The organism is Gottfriedia sp. ABJ_BB2_2 (genome assembly GCF_055484705.1).
The window spans coordinates 594,938-611,548 of sequence record NZ_JBVFKR010000001.1; the positions used below are offsets into that span (position 1 = coordinate 594,938).

Here is a 16,611-nt window from a genome sequence, read left to right on the forward strand (position 1 = left end):
AGGTTCGTGAATGGGTCGCTTTGGAACAAAGCTCAAAAAAATTTTCTTACAAAAAGACACAGATTTTGTTAAAGTGCCTAAAACGCAGCATTTGAATAGTGGTTCACAAGCTTCAAACGACGTTAAAACAATGAAAGAAGCTACTAATCAAATGAAATCTTTAGATGCATCTTACGAAAAAACACTTACTGAATTAGGAAATGGTTACGACCTCGTACATCGTTCATTCAATCAAGATGAAATTCGAATTATTTTTTTAAATTCGTTAGTAGATTCTCAAACTTTAGAGTGGGAAATCCTTTCACCCTTAAGAGAAAAGAATTTCAATATTTTAGATAAATTTTTTCAACAATCTCTATATAAACTTGAAAACAATCAAGAGAAAGTAATTAAAGGAATATTAGATGGTAATGTCGCAATGTTTGTTGGAGACAATACATACTTAATCAGTGTATCGGGATTCGAGGAACGTTCAATAGAACAATCTGAATCAGAAACAGTCATAAATGGGCCACATGATTCATTTAATGAGGCACTGCATACGAATGTCTCGTTGATTAGAAGAAGAGTCAGAACACCTCGCTTAAAAATGATAACTTTAACTGTTGGAGAAATTTCAAAAACAAAAGTTCTTTTAATCTATATTGAGGGTATTGCTGATATAGATATTGTGGATCATCTAAAAGCGAGAATCCAATCATTAAAAGTTGATTCCATAACAGATTCCAACGTTTTGATACAAATAATAGATGATCATCAAAATTCACCATTTCCACAATTTTATACGACCGAAAGACCTGATATAGCTGTATCAAAACTATATGCTGGAAAAGTCCTCGGACTTGTGGATGATAGTCCAAACATTTTTTGTACTCCCTCTAACTTCTTTGATTTTTTTGAATCACCTGATGACTATAATCAACGTTGGATAATAGGAACAGGCGTAAGGATTCTTCGGTACATGGCTTTATTTATTACATTAATCCTAACTGCTTTTTATGTTTCTATCTGTACATATCATTACGAAATGATTCCACAGTCTCTACTTCAAAGTATTATGCAGTCTCGGAGTAAAGTCCCTTTTCCGCCTATTGTAGAAGCTATTTTTTTGGAAATAGTTATTGAACTTCTAAGAGAGGCGGGTGCTAGATTGCCTACAAAAATCGGTCAAACAATTGGCATTGTAGGCGGTATTGTAATTGGCCAAGCAGCAGTTGAGGCTGGAATTACTAGTAATATCTTAATCATTGTTGTAGCAGTATCGGCCATTGCTTCATTCATAGTACCAAGTTATATTATGAGTTCTTCGATTAGAATCATTCGCTTTTTATTTATCGTAATGGCAGGATTTATGGGAAATATTGGGATATTTTTCGCTTTAGGTATTCTAACCATCCACTTAACAGGATTAACAAATCTATCTTCACCATATTTTATGCCAATTTCTCCAACCTTTGTGAAAGGATGGATGGATAGTATCGTAAGAGGACCTTACTATAAAATAAAAAAAGGTCAACCAGCGATGCAAAATGATGGAGATAAAGAGAGGACTTAATGGTGATCTTATGAAGGAACGACTTCATCCATTTCAACTATCAATTTTAATCTATATGATACAAAATAGTCTTATTTTATATAGTTTACCTCGATATACCGCCGAATACTTTGGAACGAATGGCTGGATTAGTATCATTTTCATTTTCGTACTCGTTAATATAAATATTTTAATGATTGTGTTAATTTATAAGCTTGGTAAAGGTAGGTCAATTTTTGAAATCATTGACACGACTGTTCCCAAATGGATTATGGTGCCCATCTATTTATTTATCATTTGTGTTTGGATTGGCATTGCAAGTATGATCATGAGATTATATATTTTCATATTTAAGATGATGTTTTTTCCAGATTTACCTGTCAGCTTATTTATCTTTTTCTTTATTTTACTAAGTTTTCAATTATTAAAAGGCGGACTCTACAAGATGTCTAAAGCGATCGTGGTTTTATGCGCAATCGTGCAACCGATGTTATTTTTGCTTTTTTATCTTATTCCAGAATTTGAATTTGCACGTTATACAACTTTCTTTTTTAAAGGCGGAACTGATTTTATTAAGGGGACACTTCATGTTTATACAGCTTTTTTGGGTATTGAAGTTTCCATCCTTTTTTTCCCTATGGTAGAAAAAAAATGGACAAAGGCCCTTTTTATAGGAAATTTACTGACGACGGTAGGTTATATCCTTGTCACAGCTATTTGCTATGGTTTTTTTAGCTTCAATCAAATACTGAATGATTTATTCCCTGTTATGACATTGTTTGAGTATACAGAAGTTAGTTTCCTTTCAAGAGCAGAAAACCTTTGTTTCTCAGTCTTTGCTTTCAAAATATTATCAATAATTGTCATCTATTTCTGGGGAGCCCAGCAGTTTTTAGGAAATATGATGAAAAAGATGAAGCCTAATGTTTGGATTTTCTTCATACTTGCATGTGGATTTATACTTGCAATGCTCCCAGATTCCATAGTGGATGTCGAAAAGTGGTTTAGCTTGCTAAGTTATTGTGCGATTGGAATCACTTGGGCATTACCGCTCTTTGTATTATGTTTACTTTTTATTCAAATCTTTAAAAACCTGATTGATAGGGAGACAGTTCATGCTAAATAAAATGACTGTATTGATCATCATATGTTGTTTATTGTTAACAGGTTGTGGAGGAAGTAAAATAATTGAAGATTTAGCTATTCTTGAAGCCGTTTCATTTGATCAATCAGACAATCAAGATAATCCAATAAAAACAACTGTCCTATTCCCCACTGTCTCTAAAGAAGGTATGGCTGGAACTCAGTTTCTAACTGCTAGTGGAAAATCATCACATGAAACTTTCATCAATCTTCAAAATTTAACTAATTTAAAGCTAGTTGGTGGACAGAGTACGCTTCTGTTTGGAGAAGAACTATCTAAAAAAGGGTTATATAAAATTGTTGAGTCACTTTCAAGAAATCCAGAATTCGGAACTCGTGTTAAACTTGCAATTGTTGAGGGAAAAGGTGAAGAATTGCTAAAAAAGAAAATTCCATCTATTCCAGATAATGCTGAGTACCTTTATACATTTATGGAGAAATTAGGAACTCAAAATAGAATTTTAAATACTGACAAATACCGATTTTTAAGAGATTATTACGACGATGGTATTGATCCTGTTTTACCAGTTTTTACTTATGAAAAAGACAATATTGAATTAAAGGGTTTAGGTACTTTTAAAGGTGATCAATATGTTTCACAATTAACTATAAGTGAAACGAATATTCTTAACCTATTATGCGGGAACATTCACAATGGCAGCTTGATGATCAATATAAATGATGAAAAAACAAGAAAAACGAATCAAGTTTTTTTAAGTGATATCAATTCAAAAAATGATAGAACAGTAAACATGAGAAAAAACAAGACGGTCGAATTCACGCTAGATATCCAAGGAAGCGTCCTTGAATACACAGGTACAATGGATATAAGTAAAGAAAAGTATCAAAGGGAATTAGAAAAACAAATTGAAAATTACATAAAAACTAATGCAATAAAACTGTTAATCAAATTACAAAAAGATCAGACTGATCCGATAGGAATCGGAACATTAATACGCAATCGTACTTCATATAAAAAATGGAAAAAGATAAAATGGAATCAGACCTATTCAGACTTGGATTTTAAAGTAAAAGTAAAAGTAGATTTAATTAATACTGGAAAATCAAAATGAATTTAGGAAAATTTAATTGGAACTCCCCTACTATACCAACAAAAATGTATTTGAAATAAAAAGGCTGCCGAGATATACTCGACAGCCTTTTCCTATTGGTACTCCCTATCTTCTTTTTATGAAGCAGGTTCAATTTTTGTTGCTGTATATCCTGTGCCATTCCATTGTAGAAATACACGATATTTTGGCGAGCCTTTTTCTTTTGCAGATACAGTCCCAACTGAGCCTCCAGGGTTGCTTTTGTCACTCCCTAAAAACCATACAGTCATATTGCTTTGATCAATTCCAGTAGAACTTGAAATCGCCTGTAGCATATCCTTCCAATCTTGAGAACTAGAATCATAGTTTGTAACATGCTGCATTCCAGTTTGTTCTGGTGTTTCCGGAGCTATTGTTGAATCTGACTGAGAGCTATCTGATGAAATTGAATTATCTCCAGTCATTGAATCACTACTTGATTCATCAGTTTGACTTTGATCTTCAGACACTCCATCATCATTTGTTTCATTGTTTGAAGAACCCTCTTCTTCAGTTGGCTTTTCCTGATTTTCTGTTGAGGCTTGAATGCTTGTTTTGGTATCTACCTCATTATCTTTCGACGAAAAAATCGAATACGATCCAAATGCAATCAGTATAAGTCCTATTGCAATAGATCCAATTAAAATCAATTTAGTTTTTTTTCTTTTTGCTCTAAATGTTGCACGTGAATTACCTTGATAATTATTCAATCTTTCCACTCTCCCAAATATGAGAATGTCAAAATTCTACCATGTATAGAGAAAAACTTGAAGCATTTCTCACAAAATTAACCATTTCGTAATACAACTGATAACTTACTTTTTCATTGAGGTTTACATCTAGATTAACTAAATCAAGTGCACACTTAGAAATAAAAGAAACAATATAATACTTTAGGTTATTTTGTAGTTTTAAAAAGTTTTTTTCCAATGTTGTAAATAATTCTATCAAATCTTGCCAATATTCCGTTCCCATTCTCACTTCGTTCTACTTCAGAAACATGATTTTTGTGAAGTTCATATATGTTAAAAAGTGCTTTTCCTTTGTTATAAACAAATTTCTCCCATCTAGCTAGTAATCCTCTTCCATTCTCAATATTATTTAAATGATTTTTATGGAATTCTGCCACACGCTCATTATGTTGTTTCTGCCATGCATGTAATTTATTAGATTGCATTGTAATTTCCACCTTTCATATATTTTAGTTTGAATGTTTCATTGAGACTGTTAAAACAGACCTACATCGCTATAATCAGTAGGTACTTTGTATTTGAAGATGATTTATGAAATAATTGAAGGTAAGCGTCGCTTCATATATTCAGAAAAAATGGAGGTATTGTAGAATGTCAGATAACACACCTATTCATGGTTCAGTTAAATTGCACTTTATGCTAAAATCTACTCCCCCAAGAATAACTTTTCAACAAGACATGACTGATGAAGAACGAAATATTATGGGACAACATATTGCTTATTGGACGGACAAGCAAAACCAAGGAATCGCTTTAGTCTTTGGTCCCGTTCGAAATCCTGCATCGCCCCATGGAATCGCTATCATTGAAGTTGAACACAAAGTTCAAGTCCCAAACCTAATTGCAGAAGATCCAGCCGTTATTGCTGGAATCATGACAACAGAATTTCATCCAATGCTCGCTGTACTTCCTAAACAAAACTCATGACAAGATAGTTAAATAAAAGCAAAGGGCTCATTATTGAACTAAGAATTTTGCTTTTTTCAAGATTTCGAAATGTATAATATCCTTGATCTACTGGTGGAATGCTTTACTTGCATTCCTACTTGGGTCTACTATCCAACCATCGCCTTTCTTTAGGGCCTGGAAACAAGTAAAATCATGTTATTCTGCATCTAAACTATCTTTAGTCTAAAAAGACTTCTATCATCTTGTGATTATCCTTATTAACTAGTATATTTTAAGGCCACAATAGGTTTTTTATCCACCTATCTCCATCAAGTTTATATTTTAATCTCCTATGCTTACGATCTTCATCTGCCTGCCAAAACTCTACTTCCTGTGCAACTACTCGATACAATGTCCATGTAGGTAGCACTAAATTTGGATTTTGTTGTAAATTTTCAATCTGTTTATTAAGTATCTCATCAAATTCAGATTGTGCTTTTAAAATCGAACCTTGTTTGCCAATCAAGGCTATTGCACGAGCTATTATACCTCGGCTTAAAAAATCTTGTGCACTTAATTCTTTTTCCATTTCAATTGCTCTTCCCCGTATTCTCACTTGTCTACCAATTATTGACCAATAAAAAGTCATTGCAACATTAGGATTATTATGTATCTGTTTACCTTTTTCACTCTGTGAGCTGGATGCAAAATACCACCCATATTGATCCACATCTTTTATAATTAGAATCCTTGCATCTGGAAACCCATTATGATCTATTGTTGAAAGTGTCATTGTATGTGGTTCATATACTCCATAATCAATAGCTTCTTGGAACCATTCCAGAAAAAAATCTTCCGGACGTTCTGATGCATTGTTAATATTAAAGTTAGGAAATGGTCCATTAAGTGTTTTACTTATTCTTATAACGTTCCTAATGTCTTCCATAAAAATCCACCGATTATTTTTCTAACTATATTTATTTAATTAAGACATTCTGCATTTTTTCCTACTAACCTGCTAAATCGTAAAAAGGAAATGAATAACAGCCCTCTCATTTATTGAAATAATCTTATAAGTTATAACATACTATTAAAATTTTATCTTAAACAATAAAGTATCGTTGAACTAATTAAAATAAATGCCTTTTTATTTCCATCTACTTTCGAATCTAATTACATTTCTAATAAGCTCTAGATATCAACCTAAAGTATTGACATGAAAAATAGTGCAATACAAATTAGAGAACATCCAAATAAAATTAACGCTCTATTTAAACTCCTCCTAATTTTAATACCGTATGCAAAAAAGAAGATAGCCGCTGCTAATTTAGAACAACCTTGCAAGTATACATGATGCGAAAAAATTGAACTGCTTAATATAATTGAAGCAAGGAAACATGTAGAAATGATTACTTTGAACCACAATGGCTCATTGTTAAAAGCTTTCATCATATATTTTAACCGTTTCAATAGCGTATAGCTCCCTTCAATAATATCTAAATATTCACTAATACATATGATTTTATATTAATTTTCATACAAAAAAGTCGATCTCCTATGTTGAGGATCGACTTTTTTCCATACCTTATTTATTCTATTACATTTAAACTCTATCAAACTAAATTTAATATATCCATCGGCTTGTTTAATACATAATCAGCTTTTTCAAAGCCTTCCGTTGTTTTTGATCCCCACAATGCAAGTGCGAATTTTACGCCAGCACTTTTTGCGCATTGCATGTCGTATATAGAATCACCGATGTAAATAGCATGCTCATTCGGAACACCTAATTTTTCCAAACAAGCTAGAAGTGGATCAGGATTCGGTTTATGTTTTACCGTATCACATGCACAAATTATGTGTTCAAAGTAACTATTTAACCCAAATGGTTCGAATCCCTCTTTAAGATCTTTTTTAGTTTTTGATGTAACGATTCCCAGTTTTAATTTACTAAGAGATAACTCTTTTATAACTTCCTCTATTTCTTCAAATACGGTAACTTCATGTAAAAAATCTAATTCAGCTTTAGACCATTTTGGATGAACTTCTTCAATATTAGATATGTTTAACTTCTTCAAAGTTTCTTTACCTGGAATTCCTAAGGCAAATCTTAATTCATGTAATTCAAATTCTTTATTTAGTTCATTCTTTAAAACCTTTTGCAAAGATTTTAGTACAATTTGCTCTGTATCCAATATTGTGCCATCAATATCAAAAATAATAGATGTTACCAAAACAATTCCCCCTATTTTTCGTCTTGATTTGCCATAATTACTTCAACACCATGTTCTACCATAATGTTATTTATATCATTAGGTAATTCTTGATCTGTAATAAATGTATCGATTGAATCAAGCGTTAAAGCTTTATAATGCTGTCGTTGTTGAAATTTAGTGTGATCTGCCAATAAAATAACTTGATCGGCATGCTTAATTAATTCACGTTTAAAATAAATATCTTCCTCAAATCCATAATAAATACCGTCTTCTGTAATACCCACAGCACCAATAAACACCTTATTAAAATGATAATCCTTCAGTTTCTCAGTGGTAGAATACCCAGTGACATGACGAGTAGATTTATTTAATACTCCTCCTAAAAAATGAATTATCGTATCTTCAGATTGGGCTAAAGTATAAGCACTATCTATCGAATTCGTTACAATCGTTACGTTCTTTAATTGCAAAAATTGAGCGACAAAATTAACTGTGGTTGAAACATCTAAGTAAATCATGTCATTATTTGTGATGAGATTTGCAGCTTTCATTCCAATTATTTTTTTACTTTCCATTTCAGTCAGTGACCGCTCTTGATAATTATCAATTTTCTTATGAAAAGTTGATAAAGCTACTCCTCCATAAGTTCTCACCACTGCTTTATTTTCCGAAAGTTTTACAATATCTCTTCTTGCGGTATCACGTGAGATATTATACATTTCACACATTTGTTTAATATTCATTGTTTTATGATTTTCTAAATAAGAAAGGATACGTATTAACCGTTCATCTTGATTCATATTTAACCTCCTCACATATATTATAAGTTATTTTAAGTAATTTGTAAGTTACTTTAAGTATTTCGCAAGTTGTTTTAAGTGAATTTTAGTTTACTCATAAATAAATTCGCAATACTTTTTCTCGAAAATTTCATCATTAACACTTTTGAACCAATTTACAGCCTTATCTCATAAAAAAAAGTCGCTTAGCGACTTTTGATTTATGTTGTAAAATGAAATAAAAATAAGAAATGTAAGATGACTAATTCACTGATTAAATAGTTAAATTTATTTATTATAAAATCGTTTATACATAAAAAATGAAACGAAAAACGTAATTAATGGAACTCCTTGAAAATAAAAAAAAACCGATCCAAAAATCTAAAATGTACTATTTGGAGAGTCTAATATTAATTATTTAAAGTCATCAAGCGAATTTTTACCATTCAATAATTTTTTCATTAAATGATTAGATATAGATAATGCCTCTTCTCTACTTTTTGCTGGGGCAGAGATCATTACTCCATCTCCAGCACTCCATCCATTACTCCCTTTTTCATCTTTTTCAAATACTAAAATTGTTAACTTACTAAAGTCATCACTTTTATAGAGAGTCCCATAGGTAGTAAAGTCTAGCCAATTCGAATAATCATTCAGGATTATTAACCCGTTATGATCATCATTGAAAACAATTTCTATTTCTTTTTTATCAATTTTTACAAAAGGAGGCACCTCTCCTTTTATATCAATTCTACCTTTGAAACGAACCTGATCAAATATTTTATTTCGCATCTTACCATGTACCGTAATTTTGACTTTTCCATTTACGCTATTCTTTTTTTCACCTAGTCCATATAAAATCCCATCAAATGACTGATTAATTTCTTTAGGCAGTGTATACCAAACAAAGTAAATTGTTAAACACATAAGGGTTAGTAATATAATGATTCCTTTCTTTCGTTTCATTTAATTCCATTTCCTCTCTTTGAAAATTACTTTCACATTTTAATTTTCTTTATCTTTCCAGCCACTTTTTGAATGCACTTGGGTGATTTTACTTTCACTAATAAACTCCACTGATTTTCCATCAAGTTTGTATGTGATTACTTTATAGTTAATCTTCACAGAATCATATTCTGGATGATTCAACATATAAGAATAGTCATTCAAAATAGTCCTTGATCCTTTACTAATTTCATTATGAAGCCATTGAGTATTCCATTTATTATACTTAATTGCTAGTCCATACCATTGTTTTTCTCTAATTAGACTCATTTCGTCTTTCGTTACAGTTTTAGTAACAGTTGATTCTTTTTTCGTCTTTTGAACAAAAAGTTTGTTTACCGAATTTCCTATTTTGGTGTAATTTACAACTATTAATAAAATAATAATAAATATGACAATTTTATAATTTTTACTAAGTTTCTTTTTTCTTTCTACTACTTCCATCACTAGAAACACTCTCCCTAATACATTGGTCCTAATTAATAGATATTAAATTATTAAGGTGAATAATCCTTTTTATGGAAGAAATTACTGCCTATTACATCAAAAAAAAGTGAGTCACATCAATGTGACTCATGATCTACAAACAAATTCCACAGTTAAAACAGTTCACTACTCTTTTATTTAATTCACCACTTAATGTAATCATTTTAGCAACTAAAAATTGGATTTGATGAAGAAAAATAAATAGATAAAAAAATTGAAATACCTATTGAACCTAACGTTACGTCAGGTTATATAATGTACTTGTCGACAATCAAATCGTACAAAACGAAACGAGGTGAAATAATGTCACAAACCTCTTGGAAAATAGGTGAGCTTGCAAGCCAGTGTGGAATAACAGTAAGAACACTGCACCATTACCACCAAATAGGTCTATTAATACCCTCTGAAATTACCGAATCTGGTCATAGGCTTTACACAAAGGCTGATGCGACAAAACTTCAGCAGATTTTATCCTTAAAGCAATTGGGACTTTCGTTAGAAGAAATAAATAACTTTATTGCAAATCCAAACTATGATCCAATGCTCGTAGTTCAAGCTCAACTCGAAATCATAAATGAACAGATAAGGTTAAAAGAAAAGCTACGCCATGAGCTTGAACAGCTACAAGCAATTATGTCATTAAACCAAAATATAAGTGCAGAACAATTATTTAAAATATTGGGGTTGATCAGAATGAATGAAAGTAATTTTTTAAAACCAGAGTTAGTAGAGAAAATGAGAGCTTTACTAGATAGCCTATCGGAAGAAAAAAAGTTAAAGATGAAAAAGATGCTTCCGCTAGTTGATGAAAAACAAAGACAAGCATTACAGAAAATGATTTTAAAATAAAAAGAATACTATCTAATATAAACAAAAAATTGGGCAAGAAAAGTGCACTTTTCTTGCCCAATTTTTTATGCGTTTTTTAAAGAGTAAGTAAATCTATTTTGTTCAAAACTTAGATTATTAATTAATAATGGTTCTATGGTAGGTACGTTATTACTAGTAATGCTAATGTTCCAAATGAGGTATTTCTTAATTTAACCATATTAATTTTATAAATACTGATTGACGATTGTTTTCACAATGCCAAAATACTCACGAATGAAATAATTCATTCTTACAAAAATAGGAGATTCTCCCCCTAATCCATAGCTCTCCAAGTCTAACTCTTTTCCAATCATTTTAGCTCTGGACACGTGGTAATCACTTGTGACAATTAATACAGTTGGTTCCTTAAATCCTAATTGTTCAATGATTTGCTTAGAATATTTAAGATTTTCATAGGTTGAAGTTGATTCACTCTCATAAAATATTCGGTTTTCTTCAATTCCTTTATTCTTTAAATACCTTCCCATAGCCTCAGCTTCAGAAATCGTTTCCCCATCACCTTGGCCACCTGAAACAACTACAGGTAAATCCTTTTTGTTCAATAAAAATTGTGTTCCTGCTTCCAATCTAGATTCAAGTGTCTTTGATGGAATGTCCCCATGTAGTCCAGCTCCAAGTATTATAACAAAGTCGACATTTTTAAAATCATTCTTATTACTTGATTTAGACTCTAAAATGATAATAGATTCTATTAAGAAAAAAGAAATTAAAAATACACTATACATTGTTACGCTCATGTTTCTAATCACATTAAACTTTTGATTACCCGATATTTGAGCTTTTTTAAATAAAAAGAATAGTAGAAACAAAACCAAAAAGTTAGCTAAAACAAATAAAACACCAAAACTATTTCCAAATATCGCTAGTAAAGCCATTATGATTAAAAAAATTAATATATAGATAGTTCTACTTGTTTAATACTACTTGTTAAAATTTCCATTCATTACCTCATATCATCTGTACTTTCTATTGTTGTAGATCTTTTTTTATTTTATCAACTTATAGCCCAAAATCATATGATATCTTTATGATTAAAAAAGTTGTTTTTAAACAAAATATGGATTATCTAAATCATCATTATTAATGACTACATCGGCTTTTAGTTGGGGACTATGTTCTTCTATATACATCTTAGAAGCAGCGTGATACCTCTTTTTAAACATATCTTCAGCTTTTTCATAGCTACCAAAATTACCTTCTTCTCTTTTAGCACCTCTTTTTCTCGCGATCTCAAAATCTGTATGAACAAAAATTTTATAATCATATAGGTTACTTAGATCATTTTTGAAAAGGAACGTACCATCAATCATAAAAATCGAATCTCTTTTCGCTACTTTTGATTCTGTATTTACAAATTCATCTTTCTCTAAATCTAAAGAAATTGTTTGATAATGAAGGTTTCCCCCTGGCCCTAATGGAATTAGAAGTTTTTGCATAAACGAAGTGTAATCGTGTGCATCCTCATAATAACCAATAGCTGATTCCTTACCTTGTCTATATCGAATTGCTCTTGGATTATGGAAATGATCTATGCTTGTTCTAACTACATCAATCTTTCTTTTTTGAAGTTCTTCCATCAGTTCATTCGCAAGTGTAGTCTTGCCAGATGCTGTTATCCCACTAACACCTACTCTAATAGGGTGGGCTACATTCAAACTTAAAATCTTATTTGCTATTTCTGATATTAATTCATTCCTTAACATATCGTTCCCACTTTCATATCATATTCTATTTATTACTTTTCAATCTAAACCTGGAATATCCTTTTTCAATTATTCTTTCATTTAGTGGAATAAAAAAGAACGCAAAATGTGTCGGTCGTTTTAAACTAAAATATATACAACTATCATATGCCATTTTTAAATGAGAAAAGATTTTTGCTATTAATTTTAAGTCCTTACAGTTAATTAAATTGTAGTGAAAAATAAATTAAGTTATCAAAAATTAAACTTTTTCATAAAAAAACCTTAGCTCTATAATATATAGAGCTAAGGCATTTGAATTTTAACTTTATACGAATAAGCTTAGTAATAGAATAAATCCTAATCCACAAACTGAAATGATTGTCTCTAGTAATGTCCACGTAGCGAAAGTTTCTTTCATACTTAAACCAAAATACTCTTTAAACATCCAGAAACCTGCATCATTAACGTGTGATGCTATTAAGCTACCTGCTCCTGTAGCAAGAACGACTAAAGCAAGGTTTACATCTGACTGACCTAGCATTGGAATAACTAAACCAGCAGTTGTTAAAGCTGCAACAGTTGCAGAACCTAATGAAATACGTAAAATTGCTGCGATGATCCATGCTAGTAATATCGGTGATAAAGAAGTTCCTTTGAATAACTCGGCTACATAGTCACCTACTCCACCATTAATTAATACTTGTTTGAAGGCACCGCCGCCTCCGATGATTAAGAGCATCATACCAATATGAGTAATGGCTGTAGTACAAGAATCCATCACTTCTTTAATTGGTATTTTTCTAGCCAATCCCATTGTATAGATAGCAACTAATAATGAAATCACCATTGCAGTACCGGCGTTACCGATAAAGCGGATCGCCACTACTAACCCAGTATCATCAAATCCAATTGTTTTTTGTAGTAAATTAATAATTGTTGCAATTGACATTAAAATAACAGGAAGTAAAGCGGTAAATACACTGATACCAAAACCAGGAGTTTCTTCAAGTTTAAATGATTTTTGTTCACCTAAAGAGGCAATATTCCCCATTTTAGTGAAAGATGCAGGTACTAGTTTTTTAGCAATCTTTGTAAACAAAGGACCTGCGATAATCACAGTTGGAATCGCAATAATAAAACCGTAAAGTAATACTTCACCAATATTTGCACCATATTCCCCAGCAATTACAGTTGGACCTGGGTGTGGTGGTAAGAAACCGTGTGTTACAGATAAGGCTGCTGCCATTGGAATTCCAAGATATAAAATAGAAACCTTTAATTGTTTTGAAATTGCAAATACGATTGGAATTAATAATACTAATCCTACTTCAAAGAATAAAGCGACACCGATAATGAATGAAGCAGCAACGACTGCCCATTGAATGTTCTTTTCACCAAATTTGTTAACAAGCGTCATCGCAATACGTTGTGCGCCGCCAGAATCTGCGATCAACTTACCAAGCATTGCACCAAGTCCAAAGATTAATGCTAAATGACCAAGTGTTGCACCTAATCCTGCTTCAATTGTAGTGACAATATCATCTGTTTTCATTCCAAGTGCTAAAGCAACACCAAATGAAACAATAATTAATGAGATAAACGTGTTTAATCTTAACCCCATGATTAAAATAAGTAATGCTACAATTCCTATGGCTACTATAACCAATGGCATGATAATTCCCCCCGAATATTTATTTATTTTTATTAATTAAACCTCTTTGATAATTAGCAATTCTTGTATAATCTGCTTCTAATACTCTCGATAAGTTTATAAAGATTGGCAGTAATTGTCTGTACTCTACTACTGCGTCTTCATTAGGCAAATGTTTGTGAGTACTACCGACCATATCAGATACTACTTCAAAAGATTCGATTTCCCCAGTTGCATAGAGCCCCAAAATGCAGGCACCTAGACAAGAACTTTCATAGCTTTCAGGTACGACTACTTCAAGGTCAAAAATATCGGACATCATTTGACGCCATACATCTGACCTTGCGAATCCACCTGTTGCTTGAATTCGTGTAACCGGCCCTTCCATGCATTCAATTAAAGCTAAAAATACAGTGTATAAATTGTAAATTACACCTTCAAGAGCAGAGCGAATCATATGTTCCTTCTTATGCGCCATCGTTAATCCGAAAAACGAGCCGCGAACATCAGGATTCCATAATGGTGCACGTTCTCCTGCTAAGTAAGGATGGAATAACAATCCATCAGCCCCTGGTTTTACCCCTTCAGCAATCTTAGTCAATACTTCATATGGATCTATTCCGAGTCTCTTTGCGGTCTCTACTTCTGACGCGGCAAATTCATCTCGAATCCAACGAAATATCATTCCACCATTATTTACTGGCCCACCAATGACCCAATGTTTTTCGGTTAATGCGTAGCAAAATATTCGTCCTTTTTCATCGGTTTGAGGCTGATCAATAATCGTTCGAATTGCCCCACTTGTCCCAATTGTGACCGCAATTTCACCTTTTCGAATTGCATTCACACCAAGATTAGAAAGTACTCCATCACTTGCACCAATTACAAAGGGCGTTTGTTGATTTATCCCCATCTGTTTAGCCAAATCGGGATTACAGTTGGTAAAAATATCTGTGGTAGGTACAAGCTTTGATAATTTCTCAGCTGTGATTCCAGAAATCTTTAAAGCTTCCTCATCCCAATCTAGTGTTTTAAGATTCATCATGCCCATGGCTGAGGCTAATGAATGATCAACAACATATTGGTCAAATAACTTTTTAAATATATATTCTTTAATCCCGATATATTTTTTCGCTTTGTTCGCTATCTCTGGTCGTTCATTCACAATCCAAGTAATCTTACTTAATGGTGACATTGGGTGTATCGGTGTTCCTGTTCGTTTGTAGATTTCATGACCATTCAATTCATCTTTAATTTTATGTGTCCAGGCTTCACTACGATTATCTGCCCAAGTAATACAAGGTGTTATTGGTTGATCATACTCATCCATAACAATGAGACTATGCATCGCACTACTAAAAGAAATAAACGAAATCTCTTTTTGCGGATGTTTTTTCATGATTCTAGAAATTGCTTGTATGACAGCCGAAAAGATCTCTTCCGGGTCTTGTTCAGCTGTAGAAATATCAGGTGTATAGAGTGGGTAACCGATATTCTCTTGTTGGATAACTTCGCCTTTTTTACTAAATAACACGGCTTTTGTGCTTGTCGTACCGATGTCTAACCCTAACATATAGCTATTCATTATTCTTGGTCTACTCCTTTAGAAAGCATTTGTTGAGACCTCCAAAGATCTTCTACTTTTCCTTGAACATCATCAAAGTTTTGATGTAATGATTGAATCATGAGGTCTCGATTCTTTGTATCGATTGCCTCAATATAAAGTTGATGATTCTCAAGTATGCGTTGAAAATCCTCATATCGTTTTTCGAATCGAACACGCATTGATAAAAGGATAAACGCTTCCATTACTGGTTTAGCATTATTCCAAATCATCATAATGTATGAATGACCAATCGCGCGAATAATCGTTTCATGAAATAAAACATCTTGAAATGAAAATTCATCGGCATCTCGATATTTTATTGCGACTTTCATCATTTCCAGAATTTTACTCAATTCCATTACTAATTCTTTCGTATCTATTTTTACTAATCGTTCGAAAACAAATGTTTCGATTAGTAAACGGACATCATAGATTTCTTCTATTTCTTTATCTGTTAATCCAATAACTACTGCACCCATTCTCTCTAAACGAATCAAATTTTCAGATGCTAATGTTTTTAGTGCTTCTCGAATTGGTGAACGACTCACCTCATAATCTGCAGCCAATTTATTTTCCGATAATGTGGTACCGCTTTCAATTAGACCTGAAATGATCTGCATTCTTAACTCGTATGTTACGCGATCGCCAGCTGAAGCTTTTGAAAGCCATTTTGAAGGATATAAATATTGCTTGGATTCTTTCATTTGTCCACCCTCTTGAAAATACTAGTATACTTGTATACAAGTATTATATAAATGTATTTCTAAAATTGCAAGCGCTTTATTTGGATTTTCATAACTGAATATGAATGTTTATTGATTATTTTTACAAAACTTTCTAGAAGTATCCAAAAAATGTATGAAAATAAAAACGTTAAAATATGT

Annotated in this window: 17 protein-coding genes; 5 read left to right on the forward strand and 12 right to left on the reverse strand. The window is 32.1% G+C overall.

Features of this window, described 5'->3' with window-relative positions:
• Positions 1–10: 10 nt before the first annotated feature.
• Genes ACX6U0_RS03175 through ACX6U0_RS03185 form a run of 3 tightly spaced genes read left to right on the forward strand, consistent with a single transcriptional unit; the run spans position 11 to position 3,750 of the window.
• Positions 11–1,555 (forward strand): spore germination protein, encoded by a 1,545-nt coding sequence (locus ACX6U0_RS03175; protein WP_464958552.1) that lies wholly within the window; start codon positions 11–13, stop codon positions 1,553–1,555.
• A gap of 10 nt (positions 1,556–1,565) precedes the next feature.
• Positions 1,566–2,660: a GerAB/ArcD/ProY family transporter gene (locus tag ACX6U0_RS03180; protein WP_464958553.1), complete on the forward strand. Its 1,095-nt coding sequence runs from the start codon at positions 1,566–1,568 to the stop codon at positions 2,658–2,660.
• Positions 2,650–3,750, forward strand: a complete 1,101-nt coding sequence (locus tag ACX6U0_RS03185; protein WP_464958554.1) for a Ger(x)C family spore germination protein — start codon at positions 2,650–2,652, stop codon at positions 3,748–3,750. The genes ACX6U0_RS03180 and ACX6U0_RS03185 overlap by 11 nt, the downstream gene beginning before the upstream one ends.
• Before the next feature lie 116 nt (positions 3,751–3,866).
• On the opposite strand, the gene ACX6U0_RS03190 is transcribed toward ACX6U0_RS03185, so the two are convergent.
• Both ACX6U0_RS03190 and ACX6U0_RS03195 read right to left on the reverse strand, forming a co-directional pair.
• Entirely contained in the window at positions 3,867–4,478 is a 612-nt protein-coding gene (locus ACX6U0_RS03190; protein ID WP_464958555.1) for a YrrS family protein, read from the reverse strand.
• Positions 4,479–4,666: 188 nt separating this feature from the next.
• Positions 4,667–4,945, reverse strand: coding sequence for a hypothetical protein (locus tag ACX6U0_RS03195; RefSeq protein ID WP_464958556.1), 279 nt, complete (start codon positions 4,943–4,945; stop codon positions 4,667–4,669).
• A 166-nt stretch (positions 4,946–5,111) separates the two neighbouring features.
• Here ACX6U0_RS03195 and ACX6U0_RS03200 point away from each other — a divergent pair, with 166 nt between their 5' ends.
• Positions 5,112–5,447 carry a YciI family protein gene (locus ACX6U0_RS03200; protein ID WP_464958557.1) on the forward strand — a complete coding sequence of 112 codons (336 nt, stop codon included), beginning with the start codon at positions 5,112–5,114 and terminating at the stop codon, positions 5,445–5,447.
• A gap of 253 nt (positions 5,448–5,700) precedes the next feature.
• Here ACX6U0_RS03200 and ACX6U0_RS03205 read toward each other — a convergent pair whose 3' ends face one another.
• The 5 genes from ACX6U0_RS03205 to ACX6U0_RS03225 form a co-directional block, all read right to left on the reverse strand.
• On the reverse strand, positions 5,701–6,354 hold the full coding sequence (locus tag ACX6U0_RS03205) for a pyridoxine/pyridoxamine 5'-phosphate oxidase (RefSeq protein WP_464958558.1): 654 nt from the start codon (positions 6,352–6,354) through the stop codon (positions 5,701–5,703).
• 667 nt (positions 6,355–7,021) lie between these two features.
• Complete coding sequence (locus ACX6U0_RS03210) at positions 7,022–7,642, reverse strand: HAD family hydrolase (protein ID WP_464958559.1); 621 nt, start codon at positions 7,640–7,642, stop codon at positions 7,022–7,024.
• 11 nt (positions 7,643–7,653) lie between these two features.
• Positions 7,654–8,424, reverse strand: coding sequence for a DeoR/GlpR family DNA-binding transcription regulator (locus tag ACX6U0_RS03215; RefSeq protein WP_464958560.1), 771 nt, complete (start codon positions 8,422–8,424; stop codon positions 7,654–7,656).
• A 393-nt stretch (positions 8,425–8,817) separates the two neighbouring features.
• Positions 8,818–9,369: a hypothetical protein gene (locus ACX6U0_RS03220; protein ID WP_464958561.1), complete on the reverse strand. Its 552-nt coding sequence runs from the start codon at positions 9,367–9,369 to the stop codon at positions 8,818–8,820.
• A gap of 39 nt (positions 9,370–9,408) precedes the next feature.
• Positions 9,409–9,855, reverse strand: coding sequence for a hypothetical protein (locus ACX6U0_RS03225; RefSeq protein WP_464958562.1), 447 nt, complete (start codon positions 9,853–9,855; stop codon positions 9,409–9,411).
• A gap of 342 nt (positions 9,856–10,197) precedes the next feature.
• Between ACX6U0_RS03225 and ACX6U0_RS03230 the strand changes: the two genes are divergently transcribed.
• The gene (locus ACX6U0_RS03230; RefSeq protein WP_464958563.1) at positions 10,198–10,743 is read left to right on the forward strand and encodes a MerR family transcriptional regulator; all 546 of its coding nucleotides are present in this window, start codon (positions 10,198–10,200) and stop codon (positions 10,741–10,743) included.
• 206 nt (positions 10,744–10,949) lie between these two features.
• Here ACX6U0_RS03230 and ACX6U0_RS03235 read toward each other — a convergent pair whose 3' ends face one another.
• The 5 genes from ACX6U0_RS03235 to ACX6U0_RS03255 form a co-directional block, all read right to left on the reverse strand.
• Positions 10,950–11,522 carry a YdcF family protein gene (locus ACX6U0_RS03235; protein ID WP_464958564.1) on the reverse strand — a complete coding sequence of 191 codons (573 nt, stop codon included), beginning with the start codon at positions 11,520–11,522 and terminating at the stop codon, positions 10,950–10,952.
• A 309-nt stretch (positions 11,523–11,831) separates the two neighbouring features.
• Positions 11,832–12,488, reverse strand: coding sequence for a hypothetical protein (locus ACX6U0_RS03240; protein ID WP_464958565.1), 657 nt, complete (start codon positions 12,486–12,488; stop codon positions 11,832–11,834).
• 307 nt (positions 12,489–12,795) lie between these two features.
• A complete protein-coding gene (locus ACX6U0_RS03245; RefSeq protein ID WP_464958566.1) occupies positions 12,796–14,142 on the reverse strand; it encodes a GntP family permease in 1,347 nt (448 codons plus the stop codon).
• Between the two features lie 19 nt (positions 14,143–14,161).
• Entirely contained in the window at positions 14,162–15,706 is a 1,545-nt protein-coding gene (gntK, locus tag ACX6U0_RS03250) for a gluconokinase (protein WP_464958567.1), read from the reverse strand.
• A complete protein-coding gene (locus tag ACX6U0_RS03255; RefSeq protein ID WP_464958568.1) occupies positions 15,706–16,431 on the reverse strand; it encodes a GntR family transcriptional regulator in 726 nt (241 codons plus the stop codon). Before ACX6U0_RS03255 ends, gntK begins: the two co-directional genes overlap by 1 nt.
• Positions 16,432–16,611: the final 180 nt, after the last annotated feature.